The 16,208-nt window shown below is 41.7% G+C and carries 16 protein-coding genes; 10 read left to right on the top strand and 6 right to left on the bottom strand.

The genetic code is table 11. The features are described from left to right. Window positions 1-232: 232 nt before the first annotated feature. Genes WAE57_RS13860 through WAE57_RS13850 form a run of 3 tightly spaced genes read left to right on the top strand, consistent with a single transcriptional unit; the run spans window position 233 to window position 2,796 of the window. Window positions 233-1,672 (top strand): cytochrome ubiquinol oxidase subunit I, encoded by a 1,440-nt coding sequence (locus WAE57_RS13860; protein WP_337711025.1) that lies wholly within the window; start codon window positions 233-235, stop codon window positions 1,670-1,672. Continuing rightward, entirely contained in the window at window positions 1,669-2,673 is a 1,005-nt protein-coding gene (gene cydB, locus WAE57_RS13855) for a cytochrome d ubiquinol oxidase subunit II (RefSeq protein ID WP_337711024.1), read from the top strand. Before WAE57_RS13860 ends, cydB begins: the two co-directional genes overlap by 4 nt. Before the next feature lie 9 nt (window positions 2,674-2,682). After that, window positions 2,683-2,796 carry a DUF2474 domain-containing protein gene (locus WAE57_RS13850; RefSeq protein WP_086198210.1) on the top strand — a complete coding sequence of 38 codons (114 nt, stop codon included), beginning with the start codon at window positions 2,683-2,685 and terminating at the stop codon, window positions 2,794-2,796. A 138-nt stretch (window positions 2,797-2,934) separates the two neighbouring features. Here the strand turns inward: WAE57_RS13850 and WAE57_RS13845 are convergent, their stop codons facing one another. Together WAE57_RS13845 and WAE57_RS13840 are read right to left on the bottom strand one after the other, a co-directional pair. Further along, the gene (locus WAE57_RS13845; RefSeq protein WP_337711023.1) at window positions 2,935-3,489 is read right to left on the bottom strand and encodes a thermonuclease family protein; all 555 of its coding nucleotides are present in this window, start codon (window positions 3,487-3,489) and stop codon (window positions 2,935-2,937) included. A 359-nt stretch (window positions 3,490-3,848) separates the two neighbouring features. Then, window positions 3,849-4,766, bottom strand: a complete 918-nt coding sequence (locus WAE57_RS13840; protein WP_337711022.1) for a LysR family transcriptional regulator — start codon at window positions 4,764-4,766, stop codon at window positions 3,849-3,851. A 93-nt stretch (window positions 4,767-4,859) separates the two neighbouring features. Here WAE57_RS13840 and WAE57_RS13835 point away from each other — a divergent pair, with 93 nt between their 5' ends. The 6 genes from WAE57_RS13835 to WAE57_RS13810 all read left to right on the top strand — a co-directional run bounded on the left by WAE57_RS13835 (window position 4,860) and on the right by WAE57_RS13810 (window position 10,417). After that, window positions 4,860-6,107, top strand: coding sequence for an acyl-CoA dehydrogenase family protein (locus tag WAE57_RS13835; protein WP_337711021.1), 1,248 nt, complete (start codon window positions 4,860-4,862; stop codon window positions 6,105-6,107). 134 nt (window positions 6,108-6,241) lie between these two features. Then, window positions 6,242-7,363, top strand: coding sequence for a phosphotransferase family protein (locus tag WAE57_RS13830; protein WP_337711020.1), 1,122 nt, complete (start codon window positions 6,242-6,244; stop codon window positions 7,361-7,363). Further along, window positions 7,360-8,058, top strand: a complete 699-nt coding sequence (locus tag WAE57_RS13825) for a histidine phosphatase family protein (RefSeq protein WP_337711019.1) — start codon at window positions 7,360-7,362, stop codon at window positions 8,056-8,058. Before WAE57_RS13830 ends, WAE57_RS13825 begins: the two co-directional genes overlap by 4 nt. Before the next feature lie 28 nt (window positions 8,059-8,086). Then, the gene (locus WAE57_RS13820; RefSeq protein ID WP_337711018.1) at window positions 8,087-8,830 is read left to right on the top strand and encodes an SDR family oxidoreductase; all 744 of its coding nucleotides are present in this window, start codon (window positions 8,087-8,089) and stop codon (window positions 8,828-8,830) included. Window positions 8,831-9,082: 252 nt separating this feature from the next. Further along, a complete protein-coding gene (locus WAE57_RS13815) occupies window positions 9,083-9,793 on the top strand; it encodes an SGNH/GDSL hydrolase family protein (RefSeq protein ID WP_337711017.1) in 711 nt (236 codons plus the stop codon). A 30-nt stretch (window positions 9,794-9,823) separates the two neighbouring features. Continuing rightward, window positions 9,824-10,417 carry a uracil-DNA glycosylase family protein gene (locus tag WAE57_RS13810; RefSeq protein ID WP_337711016.1) on the top strand — a complete coding sequence of 198 codons (594 nt, stop codon included), beginning with the start codon at window positions 9,824-9,826 and terminating at the stop codon, window positions 10,415-10,417. A gap of 7 nt (window positions 10,418-10,424) precedes the next feature. On the opposite strand, the gene WAE57_RS13805 is transcribed toward WAE57_RS13810, so the two are convergent. From WAE57_RS13805 to WAE57_RS13795, 3 genes are all read right to left on the bottom strand, one after another. Next, window positions 10,425-10,910, bottom strand: coding sequence for a pyridoxamine 5'-phosphate oxidase family protein (locus tag WAE57_RS13805; protein ID WP_337711015.1), 486 nt, complete (start codon window positions 10,908-10,910; stop codon window positions 10,425-10,427). 262 nt (window positions 10,911-11,172) lie between these two features. Beyond that, window positions 11,173-11,610 (bottom strand): hypothetical protein, encoded by a 438-nt coding sequence (locus WAE57_RS13800; RefSeq protein WP_337711014.1) that lies wholly within the window; start codon window positions 11,608-11,610, stop codon window positions 11,173-11,175. Between the two features lie 295 nt (window positions 11,611-11,905). Then, a complete protein-coding gene (locus tag WAE57_RS13795) occupies window positions 11,906-13,465 on the bottom strand; it encodes a phospholipase D family protein (RefSeq protein WP_337711013.1) in 1,560 nt (519 codons plus the stop codon). Between the two features lie 121 nt (window positions 13,466-13,586). Here WAE57_RS13795 and WAE57_RS13790 point away from each other — a divergent pair, with 121 nt between their 5' ends. Next, complete coding sequence (locus WAE57_RS13790; RefSeq protein ID WP_337711012.1) at window positions 13,587-14,702, top strand: S-(hydroxymethyl)glutathione dehydrogenase/class III alcohol dehydrogenase; 1,116 nt, start codon at window positions 13,587-13,589, stop codon at window positions 14,700-14,702. A gap of 81 nt (window positions 14,703-14,783) precedes the next feature. Here WAE57_RS13790 and WAE57_RS13785 read toward each other — a convergent pair whose 3' ends face one another. Next, a complete protein-coding gene (locus tag WAE57_RS13785; RefSeq protein WP_337711011.1) occupies window positions 14,784-15,989 on the bottom strand; it encodes an amino acid aminotransferase in 1,206 nt (401 codons plus the stop codon). Window positions 15,990-16,208: the final 219 nt, after the last annotated feature.

Below are 16,208 nucleotides of genomic sequence, written 5' to 3'. Positions count from 1 at the left end.
ATTGTTCAAGTTCAAATCAGGCCGGGATCAAGATTCCTGGTCAAAATACAAGTCAATGGAAGCTAGCATGTTAGGCTTTATTTCGGGTTAGTTAATTGGGCTGGAAATATTAAAGCAACATACTTTGCTTAAAATTTAGGCGTATTCTAAAAACTGTTCAAAACAACAAAATGACATCCCTAAAAATCTGCATGATCAATCAGCAGATGAATAAATTAAAAAAGGTGAGGTTATGAATTTAGGATTAACAGCACTTGAGCTTGCACGTATTCAGTTTGCTTTTACTGTCTCTTTTCATATTATTTTCCCGGCTATTTCCATTGGCCTGGCAAGCTTTCTGGCGGTTCTAGAATGGCGCTGGCTAAGAACCCAAGATCCAGTCTATCAGGACCTGTTCAAGTTTTGGGTCAAAATATTTGCTATTGCCTTTGGTATGGGCGTGGTTTCCGGTGTGGTCATGAGCTACCAGTTCGGAACCAACTGGAGTGAATTTTCACGCATCTCCGGTAGTGTAACCGGGCCACTTCTAGCCTATGAGGTGCTCAGTGCATTCTTCCTGGAAGCCGGATTCCTGGGCATTATGCTGTTTGGCTGGGGGCGTGTTGGTCCTCGAGCACATTTCTTTGCCACGGTCATGGTGGCTCTCGGAACCTGTATTTCCATGTTCTGGATTCTCTCATCCAACAGCTGGATGCAGACACCGCAAGGCTTTAGTATTGAAAATGGCATTATCGTTCCGCAGGATTGGCTAGCCATTGTTTTCAATCCTTCTTTCCCGTATCGCTTGGCGCATATGGCAATGGCTGCATTTCTGGTGTCAGCCTTGCTGGTGGCAAGTACAGCAGCGTGGCACTTATTGAAAGGACGCCGTGATGCCATGGTTAAAACTTCTTTTTCCATGGCCTTATGGATGATATTGGTGCTTACCCCTTTGCAGGTTCTGATTGGCGATCTGCATGGTATTAATACCTTAAAGCATCAACCTGTAAAAATTGCAGCAATTGAAGGACATTGGGAAACCAACCATAACCAAGGCATGCCGCTGTATTTGTTTGGTATTCCGGATATGCAGGCAGAGCAGACCCGTTATGGATTGACCATTCCAAATGCCGGTAGTCTGATTCTGACTCATTCCATGAACGGTAAAGTGCCGGGCTTGAAAGAATTTGCACCTGAAGACCGTCCAAACTCAACCATTATTTTTTGGAGTTTCCGGGTCATGGTGGGCCTGGGCGTGTTGATGCTGTTATTGGCGCTAGTCGGTTTATGGCTCAGAAAAACTGGCCGTCTTTATGAAAGTTCGGGGTTTCACCGTTTTGCCCTGATTATGGGACCTTCGGGTTTTATCGCAATGTTGGCTGGCTGGTTTACTACAGAAGTTGGACGTCAACCTTGGGTCGTGTATGGGGTATTAAGGACTAAAGATGCACTGTCCCCGGTGTCGGCAGAACAGGTTGGATTAACCCTGATTATCTTTGTACTGGTGTATTGCGTAGTGTTCGGGGTTGGCATCTATTACATGCTCCGAATCATGCATAAAGGCCCGGAATTTGTTCATTACATGCCGCATAGTGAAGAGAAGGTCATACAAGCTTCACATCGTCCATTGGGCAGTACCGATGAAGAGCTGGATGGTCAGCCTTTAGACAACAATCAGGAGCATGACAAATGATTGATTTATCTTTTATCTGGATTGTAATTATTGCTGTCGGTGTGCTGATTTATGTGGTGCTGGATGGCTTTGACCTAGGTATCGGCATTTTGTTTCCTTTCTTTAAAGCGCAGCAAGAACGTGACGTGATGATGAATACCGTTGCCCCGGTGTGGGATGGCAATGAAACCTGGATGGTATTAGGCGGGGCAGGCCTGTTTGCAGCATTTCCCCTGGTGTATTCAACTGTACTTTCTGCACTATATCTGCCCATCATTCTGATGGTGGTTGCCCTGATTTTTCGCGGAGTGGCTTTTGAATTCCGTTTTAAATCCAGACGAAACCGGCATCTTTGGGATATGGCCTTTATTGGAGGCTCTATTCTGACTGGATTTTTCCAGGGCATCATTCTGGGAGCATATATTCAAGGCATTAAAACCACCAATGGGGTTTACACTGGAGGCGGCTTAGATTGGCTCACGCCATTTTCGGTTTTTACCGGGGTTGGCGTGGTGGTGCTGTATGCCACTTTGGGCTGTGGCTGGCTCATTTTTAAAACAGATGCAGACTTACAAAATCGAATGTTTCAGCTCATGCCAAAGCTGATTGTTGCTTTATTCATCATTTTTGGCGCTGTCAGTATTTATACGCCTTTGGCCCATCCTGCAATTGCTGAACGCTGGTTTAGTCAGCCTCAGCTCACCTATTTCAGTCCGGTGCCCATTTTGGTTTTAGTGTTTACCTATCTGGCTTTACGTGCCTGCAAGCAACGTAAGGAACTCAGTCCATTTGTTTATACTTTGGCCCTAGTTTTCTTAGCCTATACGGGATTCCTGATTAGTTTATGGCCTTATATCATTCCACGTTCAGTCACTATTTGGGAGGCAGCAGCACCTCAAAGTAGTCAGTTATTTACCCTAATTGGTGCATTGTTGTTGATTCCAATCATTATTATTTATACAGGGTTGTCTTACTGGGTCTTCCGCGACAAAGTACGTATTGGTGATAAAGGTTATCATTAGGGAGTAAATATGAAACTTTCACAGACGCAGTGGTTTATTGTGTTGTGGCTGGGTGGATTTTTTGCTTTGGCCCTCATTGCCGGGGCATTCCGGTTGCTGGTTCAATTGGCTTATTATCTTTAACTCTCTAGAAAAGCTATTAAAGTGGCCAGCTTAAAACAGGGCCACTTTATTTTATAGAGAAAATTTGATGTGACGATACCAATTCAAATCCATTTTTAACGTCGAATCTAACCTCGAGCGTTTTTCTATACTTGAATGCTATTTATTTTGCTTACGATAAACGCTGGGACGTACCGGATGTGAATTTTTCCATAAGCCTTTTTTCTGCTTTTTGGCCTGATTTTGTAGCGCCAGCCATTTTTGTTTTTGAGTCGGGTTTTTAATATATTCCTCGTATACCCAGGCCGCGCCGCGTTTGACCAGTTCCTGATTGATATTGCGTCTAAAACGATAAATCACCCCAACGCAGCGGCCATAGCGATCGACATCGGTAATCTCGACACGGACCAATTTGTAATAGACCATCTTTTTAACCAGACGCTGTGATTCCTTGCCATAAGTTTGTGTCGATTCAGGGGCATCGACATAGGCAAAGCGAAGTTTGGTTTCTGAACGTCGTAAGTTAAAACGAGTGCAGGTGAGGGTATCGCCATCACTGACGGCAATGACTTTACACCAGTATTTTTTCCCTTTTTTGAAAGGTTTAAATAGTTGTGTCAAATACAGGTTAATTTTCCGGAAAATAAAAAATAAAACCGCACACAGCAGCATGCCCAATAGAATGAGCCAGAAAGGGGAGAGATTTGCCAACATAGAAAGATTTTGGATAAATGAGCCGGAAATTTCAGCGCCCATTCATCTATAAAATGAGAAAAATAAGGAGGTCAAGTTTAAGTGAATTGGCATAAATTAAAGGCTGAATAAATAACCAAATAGCACTCAATCCCTTGCCAATTCAGCATTTCGTTTATTTATTCGGCAATAGCTTATATTTGAATCACAAATAACATAGATCAATTTTCCATGCCAAAGATAATATAAATAGCCTAAGTGGATTCTATGTTTTTTTCATGCGGAAGCTAAGCTATAACAAGACCCTTTTTTAGAAATGACATATATTGATTTCACGTTTAAATAGCCTAAGCAAATTAATGACCTTAACCATAAATAGCCTAAGTAAAAATTTTAGAAATTTCGCTTCGCAAAAAATGATGCCGTGAATTTTCTTTCAAATCTTTATGCCAATACATCCCCAAATAAATAAGCGGCATGTCTACAGGCACCGGAAAAATATTTAATGCTGGAGAAACTTGCAAATGGGTCAGCAAATTTTGAGGAATAGTTAAAACCGATTTTGGATTTTGCAGCAAAATCTGTAAAGCAGTTGAATAGTGCTGGCAGCGTAAAGAAATCTGTCGTGATAGTTGTTGACGGTTTAAATAAATATCTTCAACTAAAACACCAGTACGCCGTGATGAAACGCCAATATGCGACGAGGCGAGATAGATTTGTTCATTCATATTTTGCTGCTGTGTACACACCACAAAATGGTCTTGCACGAGTTTTTGGAATTGAATTTTTTCACCAAAATTTTGCTCCAGATCAATGACAAAATCTATTTGCTGGGTAGCGAGGTCAGTCACGATGCTTTTACGGTCGAGCTTGCTACTGAAAAATTGAATATCCAGATCCAGGCTTTGGAAGTGTTGTACCAGTTTGGGAAAAATCATCGGTTCAATTTCATCATGTACCGCAATTTTTAGGCTTTGCACCATGCTGGGATCAAAACTTTGTTTTTGTATGGATATATTTTGAATGGCAAATAGTGCATTTTTAATGACTGGATAAATTTGCTCGGCAAAAGGTGTAGGCAACATTTTACTGCCGGCACGAGCAAACAAGTCATCCTGCAAATGCTGTCTTAAACGCTGTAAGGCATGGCTGGCAGCAGATTGGCTAATACACAAAATCTGCGCAGCCTTAGAAATGCTTTTTTGTTCATAAACTGCAATAAATAAGGGATATAAGTTAATGTCTATGCGATGAAAAACAGCTATATCGATCACGGCTTTATTATGAATACTGTTCATGGTGTTCTATTGAATTAAATCATTTTATTCATAATAGTTTTCAGGTTATGTTGTTGTAAAGATTAGATCACATAATATTTTAAGGAAGTTGCCATGTTTGAGTTGTCAGCACGCGCACAGGGTTTTATCGAACGGACCAAAGCCTTTATAAAAAACGAAATAGAACCGGTGGAAACCGAGTTTTGGAATGATGTTCATGAGCTCAATCAAGGGGATGACTGGACAACATGGCAATGGCCAACTCAACTTGAAATATTAAAAAATAAGGCCAAGGCTACGGGTCTCTGGAATATGTTTTTGCCTGATCCTGTTTTGGGGCAAGGACTTTCAGTTCAGGAATATGCACACATTGCCGAGCTTTCCGGTCGTAGTTTAATTGCGCCAATCGTATTTAACTGTAATGCACCTGATAGCGGTAATATGGAAGTATTATGGCGTTATGGTTCTGAACAACAGAAGCAACAATGGTTAACGCCACTGCTTGAAGGAAAAATCCGTTCAGTCTTTTGCATGACTGAACCTGCTGTGGCATCCTCTGATGCCACCAATATGCAGGCGACGGCGATTGTCGAGGGAGACGAAATTGTTCTGAATGGCCGTAAATGGTGGTCGTCAGGTTTGGGCGATCCCAATGCGAAAATCATCATCTTTATGGCACATACGCCCGACGCAAGCAAAGACCGTCATCATCAACATTCTATGGTTCTGGTTCCTATTGATACGGCGGGGGTGAAAATTGAACGCATGCTACCGGTTTTTGGCGATTATGATGCTCCGCATGGTCACGGTGAAATCAGCTTTAACAATGTACGCGTACCGGTAGCCAATTTTATTGGCGGTGCAGGTCAGGGTTTTGAAATTGCGCAAGGCCGTTTAGGGCCGGGCCGTATTCACCATTGCATGCGCTGTATCGGCGCGGCGGAAAAATCACTTGAGCTGATGATTGACCGTGGTATGAGCCGCACTGCTTTTGGCAAGGAAATCTTAAAACTGGGTGGCAATCTGGAACGCGTTGCAGAAGCACGGGTCGCCATTGACCAGGCACGTTTACTTACACTTTATGCTGCTTATAAGATGGATACTTTGGGTAATATGGCAGCACTGACTGAAATTTCAGCAATTAAAGTGGTTGCGCCAAGCGTACTGGAAAAAGTGGTGGATATGGCCATGCAAATTCACGGCGGTGCCGGCGTTTCACGTGATACACCACTGACCGGTTTCTTTGCTCAGGCACGCAGTTTACGTTTGGCCGATGGTCCGGATGAAGTACATAAAGGCATGATTGCCAAACTTGAACTGGCAAAACGTGGTTATAGCTCACGTCATAAGAAAGAATCGTAAAAAGATTAAATAGAGCAATATGTGTTGAGACTTCTTACAACTTGCCTGAAAATTTTGCTGTTTATGAACAATGAATTAGCTATAAATAAGCAAGCGAAGAAGTCTTTTGAAATTGAAGATGTAGGGAAATAAGAATGTCAGTTATTGATGTGGGTGGAAATGTCCGTCAAGGTGAAGAGCTAGATGTAATTGCGGTTGAACATTGGCTCAAAGCACAAGGCATTGATTTACAAGGTCAGGTAGAAGTTACGCAATATTCAGGCGGGGCATCCAACTGGACTTATCATTTGAAATACGACAATGCTGACTTAATTTTACGTCGCCCACCTAAAGGGACCAAAGCCAAATCTGCCCATGACATGGCACGTGAATACAACGTGCAAAAAAATCTGGCACCGTTCTATCCGGTCTTGCCTGAAATGCTGGCGCTGTGTCAGGATGAATCCGTAATTGGCTGTGACTTCTATGTGATGCAACGTGTGGAAGGCATTATTCCACGTGCCAATTTACCTAAAGAGCTGAACTTTAATGAAGCCCAGATTCGAGAATTATGTATTAATGTCATCGACAAACTGATCGAGCTGCATCAAGTTCCTTATGTCGGTACAGAACTGGAAAAACTGGGTAAAGGTGAGGGCTATTGCCGCCGTCAAGTTGAAGGCTGGGATGAGCGCTATGAAAAAGCCAAAACCTTAAATGTGCCTTCATTCAAATATGTCCGTAACTGGCTGAAAGATAATATTCCTGCCGATTCAAAAACCTGCGTCATTCATAATGACTGGCGTTTTGATAATGTGATTTTAGATCCAAATCATCCAACCCAAGTAATTGGGGTACTGGACTGGGAAATGGCTACACTTGGCGATCCTTTAATGGACTTGGGTTCCGCACTGGCCTATTGGGTGGAAGAAAGCGACAACCACATTTTTAAAGCCACGCGTCGTCAGCCTACCAATTTAAAAGGCATGTTTACGCGTCAAGAAGTCGTGGATTATTATTTGGAAAAAACCGGCTTGCAACCTGAGAACTGGACCTTTTATGAAGTGTTCGGCATTTTCCGTTTAGCCGTGATTGCACAGCAAATCTATTACCGTTATTACCACAAACAAACCAGTAATCCAGCCTTTAAGGATTTCTGGGTAGTGATTCATGCCTTGCATATTCGTGCTTTAAAATTGATTGGTTTACAGAAACTTGAAGCCAATGAACTGGCGCAAAAATATATCGCGAAATTTAAGGAACTGATGCCAACATGACCACAATTTATCTGATTCGTCATGGTCAAGCCTCTTTCGGGGCCGAAAGTTATGACCAGCTTTCTCCCAACGGCGAATTACAGGCGAAATTATTAGGGCAATATTTCGACCAGATTCTAAAAGAAACGCCCTATGTGGTAGCTGGCTCGATGCAACGTCATCAGCAAACGGCGCAACTGGCTTTAGCCGAATGTTTTCCCGAAGCTGAAATTCAGACTGACAATGCCTGGAATGAATTTAATCATCAGCAAGTTTTTGCCAAGTACGAACCACGTTTTAATGAACCACACTTGTTAAAGCAGGATGTGGCCAAAGAAGAAAATCCGCGTGCTTACCTGGCTAAAATTTTTGAAGGGGCCATCGAGCGCTGGACCGGTGGTGACTATCATCATGAATATGATGAATCCTGGCCACATTTTAAAAACCGGGTGGAAACAGCATTGCAAAATTTATGTAATGAACTGGCCAAAACCAAACCCCGTTATGCCGTGGTATTTACCTCTGGTGGCGTGATTTCGGTGGCTGCCGGAAAACTGTTAGAGCTAAATGCAAACCGGACTTTTGCCCTGAACTGGGCCATTGCCAATACCAGCATGACTACTTTGCGTCTGGTGGGGAATGAACCACAATTACTGAGCTTGAATGAACACCATTTTATTAAGGCGGAAGATTCCAGGTTACTGACATGGATCTGATTTAAAAAAAATAGCAAAGGAAGAAAACATGGCAAAAACAATTTTAATTACCGGGGCAAGTTCAGGGATTGGTGCAGGTATGGCACGTGAATTTGCACAAAAAGGCTATAACCTTGCCATCTGCGCCCGTCGTTTGGAGCGTCTGGAAACTTTAAAACAAGAGCTGGAAAGCAAATACGGCGTAAAAGTCATAGCCAAAACCTTAGATGTGACCCATTACGATCAGGTCTTTGAAGTGTTCCGTGCATTTAAACAAGAGTTTGGCACGATTGACCGTATTATTGTGAATGCGGGTGTGGGTGAAGGTCGCCGGATTGGTAAAGGAAACTTTGAAATTAACAAGGCGACAGTAGAAACCAACTTTATTTCAGCTTTGGCACAATGCGAAGCTGCAGTGGAAATTTTCCGTGCGCAAAATGCAGGTCATCTGGTGATGATTTCTTCGATGAGTGCAATGCGTGGCATGCCTAAACATTTAACGGCGTATGGGGCAAGTAAGGCAGGGGTTGCACATTTGGCAGAAGGCATCCGTGCCGAACTGATTGATACCCCAATTAAAGTCACTACCATTTTCCCGGGATATATCCGTACTGAACTGAATGAAGGTGCCAAAAAACTGCCTTTTGAAGTGGATGAAAAAACCGGTTCGCATTTATTGGTCAAAGCCATTGAAAAAGCCCCAGTTAAAGCTTATGTGCCACAGTGGCCTTGGTTGCCGCTCGGTTTGGCCATGAAAATTTTGCCGCTGAAACTGGTCAATAAATTAGGCTGATTTTAGAATCTTAAAAAGCCCATTTAATGGGCTTTTTTATACGCGGGAAAAACATTGTAAAACTAAGCTCGATAAAAAATAACATCATCAGCAGATTCAGCAGATATCGACCACCCTCAGCCCTAGATAACTACTGACCTGATACAGCACATTTACTATTTAATTAGATGAAACTTATTGTAATTTAAGTCAATGCTTCTCACCCCATAAACTCCTATATTGATACAAATATCATTGTGAATTTTATTGTTTATGCTGTTAAAAATTTCAACCATCGCCCTGATTCCATCTTTAATTATTCAAGGTAATGCTGTTAAAAAAAATACTTTACGCTTACCCGAACCGGAAGGAAGCCGTCAGGGAATGGTTGGAAATGGGAAACCATTATCTATCCTGATTTTAGGTGATTCGGCAGCAGCAGGTGTAGGTGTTCAAATTCAGGACGATGCTTTACTAGGGGCAGTGCTGAACCAGTTACAAGATGGATATGAAATCAGTTATCAACTTGAAGCAACAACCGGTCATACCAGCGGACAAGTGATTAAAACGGTAAAGAATATGCCGGCTCAACACTTTGATGTGGTGATTACCTCTGTCGGGGTAAATGACATTACCAAACTGACCTCGCCTAAAGACTGGATCCAAAAGCAGCAACAACTTTATGCAGCGATTAACCAGAAATTTATGCCTGAATTGATTATTGCTGCTGGTGTGCCGCCAATGAACCTGTTTTCAGCTTTACCTAATCCACTGGCATGGTTATTTGGACAATATGCCAAAGGCATGAATAAAAATCTTGCAAAATTTGTACAGCAGCAAGCCAATATGCAATGGATTGAATACGATCTTGAGCGTTTTAAAACCTTAAACTTGGAAATGGCGGCGGATGGCTTTCATCCCAGCAAGGAAATTTATGCACTTTGGGCTGAACAGGTAGCAGATAAAGTCCGCCAAATGTTTTAAATTAGTACCAAGGTTTATGAATAGATTGCTATGTCAACTGAATACCAAATTGAAACCCATCCACTGAAACCATTTTTACCTAAAAATGCCAAATTACTGATGATGGGCAGTTTTCCTCCGCCTAAAACACGCTGGAAAATGGATTTTTATTATCCCAATTATCAAAATGACATGTGGAAAATTTTTGGCTTGGTTTTCTTCCAAGATAAAGAACACTTTTTAGAGGTAGCCAACAAAAAATTCAAGGAACAACTGATCCGTGACTTCTTGGCTGAAAAAGGCATTGCAATTTTTGATACGGCATATCAAATTATTCGCCTAAAAGGTAATGCTTCGGATAAATTTCTGCACATTGCTAAACCCACTGATTTGAACAAGCTGTTACAGCAGATTCCGCAGTGTCACAGCATCATGACCACAGGCGATAAAGCTACCGATACCCTGATGCTTTCCATGTCAGCAAATACTGAAAAACCGCAAATTGGACAGCCGTCAAAAGCATATTTTGCTGAACGCGACCTGACTTTATATCGTATGCCATCTTCATCACGTGCTTATCCACTTGCTGTGGAGAAAAAAGCCGAAGCCTATAGTCAGTTATTTAAAGAAATAGGCTTACTATAAGTAAGTTTTATTTACTAAAAGGCATCATTTTGGGGTATTTGACCCATCTAAAAGAATGCACAGTAAAATCGCGAACATGGGTAAAATCGGACCAGATGAGCTGGCTGCCTTTCGTCCATTTTAGGCTTTGAATGCGTCGTGAAATCTGGGTTAGTTCTTCGGCGTTGGCAAGACGAAGATCGCCAATTTCTACATACAGCCGCACGCCAGGATAATCACTAAACTCGCCTTTAAATAAGGCTTTTAACCAGAATAAGCGGCTACTGTTGACTGCCTGAATGCAGGCTTTGCTATTTTGCGGCAAATTCTGTTGCAACGATTCTGTATAGGTGTCAAACAAAAAACCGCCTGGATTTTCTCTAAGAAATAGAGTCCCAATAGGACTAACAGTAGACTGCAAGTTTGTATCTACCGTAGCAATAGAACAGTGCATTGCAGCTTTTTGAGCGTCATTTACCACCTTGCGAATGTGTTGCCATTCTTCTGTTTTCATTTTTGTTTTTCCATTTTATTATTTTTAATATTATTCAGCAGGATAGCAAAAAATTGAATACAGTTTTAGCAATCTGACTGGACATTCATACCAATATTCTGTTTTAAAAATTAAATGAGCAATGTTCAAAATAAAACAATGCCTAAGTGGATGGACATCGTTATGCTGAGTATGGTGATAAAAAAGTATCTGATGTTTTGGTGAATGTCATCAAGAACTATTTAAATAAAGATGTTTAATTCAGTCTGAATAGACTTAAGCTTTAGCCATCATATTCCACATAATCCCATAAATTTAAACGGGCTTTAATTTCTTTGCGGATATTGGGTAACATCGGTAGCAATGTGCCATCAATCCATAAACTTAAAGCCTGTGCAGAAATCACCTGTTCATTGGCATCAATAATTTTTGCCCCTTTGACCATGACCAGGGTTTCTTCACTTGCGGCTGTTTCAATGCCTTTAAACAGTACCTTAAGCTCGAAGCCGGTATCCTGAATTAGCCATTCCAGTTCAAGTTGGATATTTTGATTGGATTTTAATACCGCCTGACCTTCAACGATTTCAGAGTCTGACAGACAATCGTGCTCAACACGGACTTTAGACAAAAACCATTCTTGAGCGCCTAAATCTTCAAGGGTTTTATGCGGCGTTAAAATATCACTTAAATTAAATTGACGATTTAAATCAAAAAATTGCATTGCGGGAAAATCACGATAGGGAGAGAGATGAGTTAAAAACTCGAAAAATGGAATGTTAAAGCAAATCAGGAAATGAGTAAAATCATTGTGTTGATTGATCTAAAATATGTATAAATCGCCGTCAATCTCTTATAAGTCATAACAATAATATTGATCAAGGAAATGCCAATCATGATACCTGATAGGTTGGATTATATGGTTGGAGGTTTTATACAAACCGGCGCAAAGTAGCTGGTATGACTATCTGTGTGCTGAAAAAAAGATAGTTTTGTATTTCAATGTCATTAACTTGTCATTACATCATCCATTCAACTGGGAAGTAAGATACAACTTTCATGGCAAAACGCTCGAATCTGGTCGATTGGGGATCATGTGAATACTCTGTGCGAGTTCCATCTTTATGATGCTCTATCCAGATGACTTCACCTTGTGAATTCAATTTTAGTTGATAGGCAATTTGCGGTAAATATTTATCTAGTGAGTCCGAAATTTGTTTTTGTAAGGTATCGGATTCGACCACCAATCCCACTTCGCTGTTTAAGTTGGCGGAACGTGGGTCAAAATTAAAGGAACCAATAAACACCATGCCATCAATATCAAAGAATTTGGCATGTAGGCTGGATGCATTTTTACCTTTGGCCGGAATCACATTACCTGTGACCACTTCATACCATGTGCGTTTAGTACGCTCTATATAGGGCTTAAATTCATAGAGTTTTACCCCATTTTTCAGTAAATCATGCCGATATTGTCTATAAAAAGCATGCACCAAGGGAACGTCATTGGCTAAAAATGAATTGGTGAGTACCCGAACATTGGCGCCATTTTTGACTAAACCGGTTAAATAATCTGTGCCCTTGCGAGTCGGTACAAAATAGGCGAATACCAGTTCCATATGCTGTTTCGGTTCTCCCATAATCTGGAAGATCTGACGGTAAATCAGCTGATTTCTGGATGCCTGACCACGAATTTTATCGGGAGAGTCGGCAACAAAATGCGCTTTTGCCCAGTTAATCGGACGATCTTCTAAATGTTCATTGATCTGTTTTTCAGCCAGTTCAATCCGCCTTTTTAGCTGGTCTTTTTGTAAGGCAGTCAGCTCATAATATCGACGTAATTTGGCAAGCTGTTCAGGGCGACTTTTACCCAACAGCAGAGGTACAGGATAACTTAAATCATCACTCCAAAAGTCCTGAAATACTGTGTTGGCATGCTTCACGGCAGTGCCATAAAACAAAATGTCCATATCGGTAAACTGGAAAGAGTCACTGGCTTCAAAGTATTCACGGCTAATGTTGCGGCCACCGGTCACCGCTATGGCACCATCGGCAATAATCAGCTTGTTATGCATACGGCGATTGATTTGTTTGAAACGAAAAATATAATCAAAAACGCGCAGTTTTCTGGCCCTAAAGGTGTAGGGATTAAAGATTTTAATTTCAAAGTTTGGATGTTGTGCCAATTGTTTTAAGGTAGCATCGAGTTGGGAACCATTCTGGTCATCAATCAATAAACGGATTTTTACTCCACGATCAGCGGCTTTGAGCAATTCAGCCAGCATTAGGTGACCAATCGAGTCATCTTCCCAGATATAGTACTGCAAATCGATATTATATTGTGCTTTATTAATCAGATGCAGCCTTGAAGCAATACTGGTAAAAGCATCATCTAAAGCAAGATAGGCGGTAAGGCCCTGAATAATTTGTATATCTACATTGGAACCGTTTAACCAGTGCTCAGCATGCACCTGAATGGGAGACTGCTTTTTGGATTCATTCATCGGCAAACTGCACCCCATCATTGTAAAAATTGTAACAGCAAACATGACAGCATGCATGGATGGTCTAATCTGCATAATTGTTATGAACTCATAAAGTTATAAGTACATATTATCATCATGTTATAGGTTGAATCGGACAATAAAAAGAGGTTACTGTAGCTCATCTGTTAAAGAACCCAAAAAGGATAAATTATTCATGAAATCACGTGCTGCAGTCGCATTTGGTCCAGGTCAACCGCTCCAAATTGTTGAAATTGATGTTGCTCCGCCAAAAGCAGGTGAGGTTTTGGTGAAAATTAGCCATACCGGCGTATGTCATACCGATGCCTTTACGTTATCGGGTGATGATCCTGAGGGCGTGTTTCCTGCAGTATTGGGCCATGAAGGTGCTGGTGTTGTGGTCGAAGTTGGTGAAGGCGTAACCAGCGTAAAACCGGGCGATCACGTTATTCCACTGTATACTGCCGAATGTGGTGAATGTTTATTCTGTAAATCGGGTAAAACCAACCTGTGTGTCGCGGTTCGTGCAACACAAGGTAAGGGTTTGATGCCAGATGGAACAACGCGTTTTTCTTATAATGGTCAGCCGATTTACCACTATATGGGCTGCTCAACTTTCAGTGAATATACCGTAGTCGCGGAAGTATCCTTGGCGAAAATTAATCCTGAAGCGAATCATGAGCATGTGTGTCTGCTCGGTTGTGGCGTAACCACAGGTTTAGGTGCAGTGAAAAATACTGCTAAAGTTCAGGAAGGCGATACCGTAGCGGTATTTGGTCTGGGCGGTATTGGTCTGGCGGTGGTTCAAGGTGCCAAGAAAGCCAAAGCCAGCCGCATTATTGCCATTGATACCAATCCTGAAAAATACAAACTGGCTGAACAGTTTGGTGCGACAGATTTCTTGAATCCTAAAGATTATGACAAACCGATTCAGGAAGTGATTGTTGAAAAAACCGGCTGGGGCGTAGACCATTCTTTTGAATGTATTGGCAATACCAATGTGATGCGTTCAGCACTGGAATGTGCTCACCGTGGTTGGGGGCAATCGATTATTATTGGTGTAGCCGGTGCAGGTCAGGAAATTTCAACCCGTCCATTCCAGCTAGTCACAGGCCGTACCTGGAAAGGCACCGCTTTTGGTGGCGTTAAAGGCCGTTCACAATTGCCGGGAATGGTAGAAGAAGCCATGAGTGGTGATATCCAGCTTGAACCATTCGTAACCCATACCATGGGACTGGAAAAAATTAACGAAGCCTTTGACTTGATGCATGACGGTAAATCGATTCGTACCGTGATCCATTTCGAAGACTAAGCATTCATAAATAAAAAGCGAAATAAAAAACGGGCAGATTGCCCGTTTTTTATTAGCCAGATGAATAAGCATCAGCCTAATTTAAGCAGTTGCCTTGATTACTGCTGCAATGGATTCAGCCACATAATCGATATTATTCAAATTTAAACCCGCTGCACACATACGCCCACTACGCACCAGATAAATTCCATATTGATCTTTTAGAATATCAACTTGTTCAGCCGTTAAACCGGTATAGCTAAACATGCCTTGCTGTTTAACCAGATAGCTAAAGTCACGTTCTGGTAAGGCTTGGCTGAGTTTGTTTTTTAAAATTTGACGCATTTTAATAATGCGTTCGCGCATTTCTTGCAGTTCAGCTTTCCATGATGCCGTCAGCTGTTCATCTTGCAAGACATTATTCACTAACAATGCTCCTGTAGTCGCCGGACTTGAATAAATACGGCGTACAGTCGCTTTGAGCTGGCCCAATACTTTTTGTGCAGTGGCCGAATCATCACAAACAAAGGTTAGGCCGCCAACACGCTCACCATAGAGCGAGAAAATTTTGGAGAATGAATTGCTGACAATAAAATTCATTCCTGCCTGATCGAGTGCATGAATCGCATAAGCATCTTCCTCTATTCCTTGACCAAAGCCTTGATAGGCAATATCCAAGAACGGAATCAGATCTTGATTTTTCAGGACTGTAATTACCTGATCCCATTCTGCAGGTGTTAAATCGGCACCTGTCGGGTTGTGGCAACAAGGATGTAATAACACAATGCTTTTAGCTGGAAGCTGACTTAATTTTTCCAGCATTGCTGGCACATTAACGCCATTGGTCACTGCATCAAAATAAGGGTAGAAATGCGAGTGAATGCCGGCACCGTTAAAAATGGCAATATGATTTTCCCAAGTCGGCTGGCTGACCCAAACATCGGATTCAGGAAAATATTTTTTCAGAAAATCGGCACCCACTTTCAGTGCGCCAGAACCGCCTAAAGTTTGGATGGTGACCGCGCGACCATCACGGCGCGCTACACTATTTTCGCCCAAGACCAAGGCTTGAGTAGCTTGATTATAAGGTTTTAAACCATCCATCGGTAAATACAGCTTGACCTGATCATTGCTCGCTTCAATATTCTTATATGCTGCTTTGATGGCCTCAAGTTGAGGCACAATATTGTCCTCATTATAATAAAGCCCGATGCTTAAATTCACTTTTTGAGTCCGTTCATCTTTAGCAAATTCTTCCATCAAAGAAAGAATCGGATCACCTGCATACGCATCAACATGTTGGAACATGAATACATCCTTCGTTATAGGGGGGTAGAACAATCAAGCCTTCGGTATAACTGGCATTTTAGCGGTTTATTGCAATAGCTGGGCTTCTTTTTTCATACTTAGATTCTCAGATGAAGTGCAACAGAGATTAATTTAGCCAGGAAGCAAGATGAGATAGCATTTTGCTTCCAGACCGACCAAAGTCAAAGTTGCACAATGAACTATTCTCATCTCACTCAA

The sequence above is a fragment of the Acinetobacter sp. NS-4 genome (genome assembly GCF_037402435.1).
Classification (GTDB): Bacteria; Pseudomonadota; Gammaproteobacteria; order Pseudomonadales; family Moraxellaceae; genus Acinetobacter.
The sequence above is the reverse complement of the archived record's forward strand: the minus strand, read 5'-3'. Positions and strand labels throughout refer to the sequence as shown.

Bases quoted from the DNA above. Each gene is read 5' to 3' on its own strand.
- WAE57_RS13795 (WP_337711013.1), bottom strand. From the start codon at position 13,465: ATGCAGATTAGACCATCCATGCATGCTGTCATGTTTGCTGTTACAATT.
- WAE57_RS13835 (WP_337711021.1), top strand. From the start codon at position 4,860: ATGTTTGAGTTGTCAGCACGCGCACAGGGTTTTATCGAACGGACCAAA.
- WAE57_RS13845 (WP_337711023.1), bottom strand. From the start codon at position 3,489: ATGTTGGCAAATCTCTCCCCTTTCTGGCTCATTCTATTGGGCATGCTG.
- WAE57_RS13820 (WP_337711018.1), top strand. From the start codon at position 8,087: ATGGCAAAAACAATTTTAATTACCGGGGCAAGTTCAGGGATTGGTGCA.
- WAE57_RS13850 (WP_086198210.1), top strand. From the start codon at position 2,683: ATGAAACTTTCACAGACGCAGTGGTTTATTGTGTTGTGGCTGGGTGGA.
- WAE57_RS13810 (WP_337711016.1), top strand. From the start codon at position 9,824: ATGTCAACTGAATACCAAATTGAAACCCATCCACTGAAACCATTTTTA.
- WAE57_RS13830 (WP_337711020.1), top strand. From the start codon at position 6,242: ATGTCAGTTATTGATGTGGGTGGAAATGTCCGTCAAGGTGAAGAGCTA.
- WAE57_RS13840 (WP_337711022.1), bottom strand. From the start codon at position 4,766: ATGAACAGTATTCATAATAAAGCCGTGATCGATATAGCTGTTTTTCAT.
- WAE57_RS13825 (WP_337711019.1), top strand. From the start codon at position 7,360: ATGACCACAATTTATCTGATTCGTCATGGTCAAGCCTCTTTCGGGGCC.
- WAE57_RS13815 (WP_337711017.1), top strand. From the start codon at position 9,083: ATGCTGTTAAAAATTTCAACCATCGCCCTGATTCCATCTTTAATTATT.
- WAE57_RS13805 (WP_337711015.1), bottom strand. From the start codon at position 10,910: ATGAAAACAGAAGAATGGCAACACATTCGCAAGGTGGTAAATGACGCT.
- WAE57_RS13785 (WP_337711011.1), bottom strand. From the start codon at position 15,989: ATGTTCCAACATGTTGATGCGTATGCAGGTGATCCGATTCTTTCTTTG.
- cydB (WP_337711024.1), top strand. From the start codon at position 1,669: ATGATTGATTTATCTTTTATCTGGATTGTAATTATTGCTGTCGGTGTG.
- WAE57_RS13800 (WP_337711014.1), bottom strand. From the start codon at position 11,610: ATGCAATTTTTTGATTTAAATCGTCAATTTAATTTAAGTGATATTTTA.
- WAE57_RS13860 (WP_337711025.1), top strand. From the start codon at position 233: ATGAATTTAGGATTAACAGCACTTGAGCTTGCACGTATTCAGTTTGCT.
- WAE57_RS13790 (WP_337711012.1), top strand. From the start codon at position 13,587: ATGAAATCACGTGCTGCAGTCGCATTTGGTCCAGGTCAACCGCTCCAA.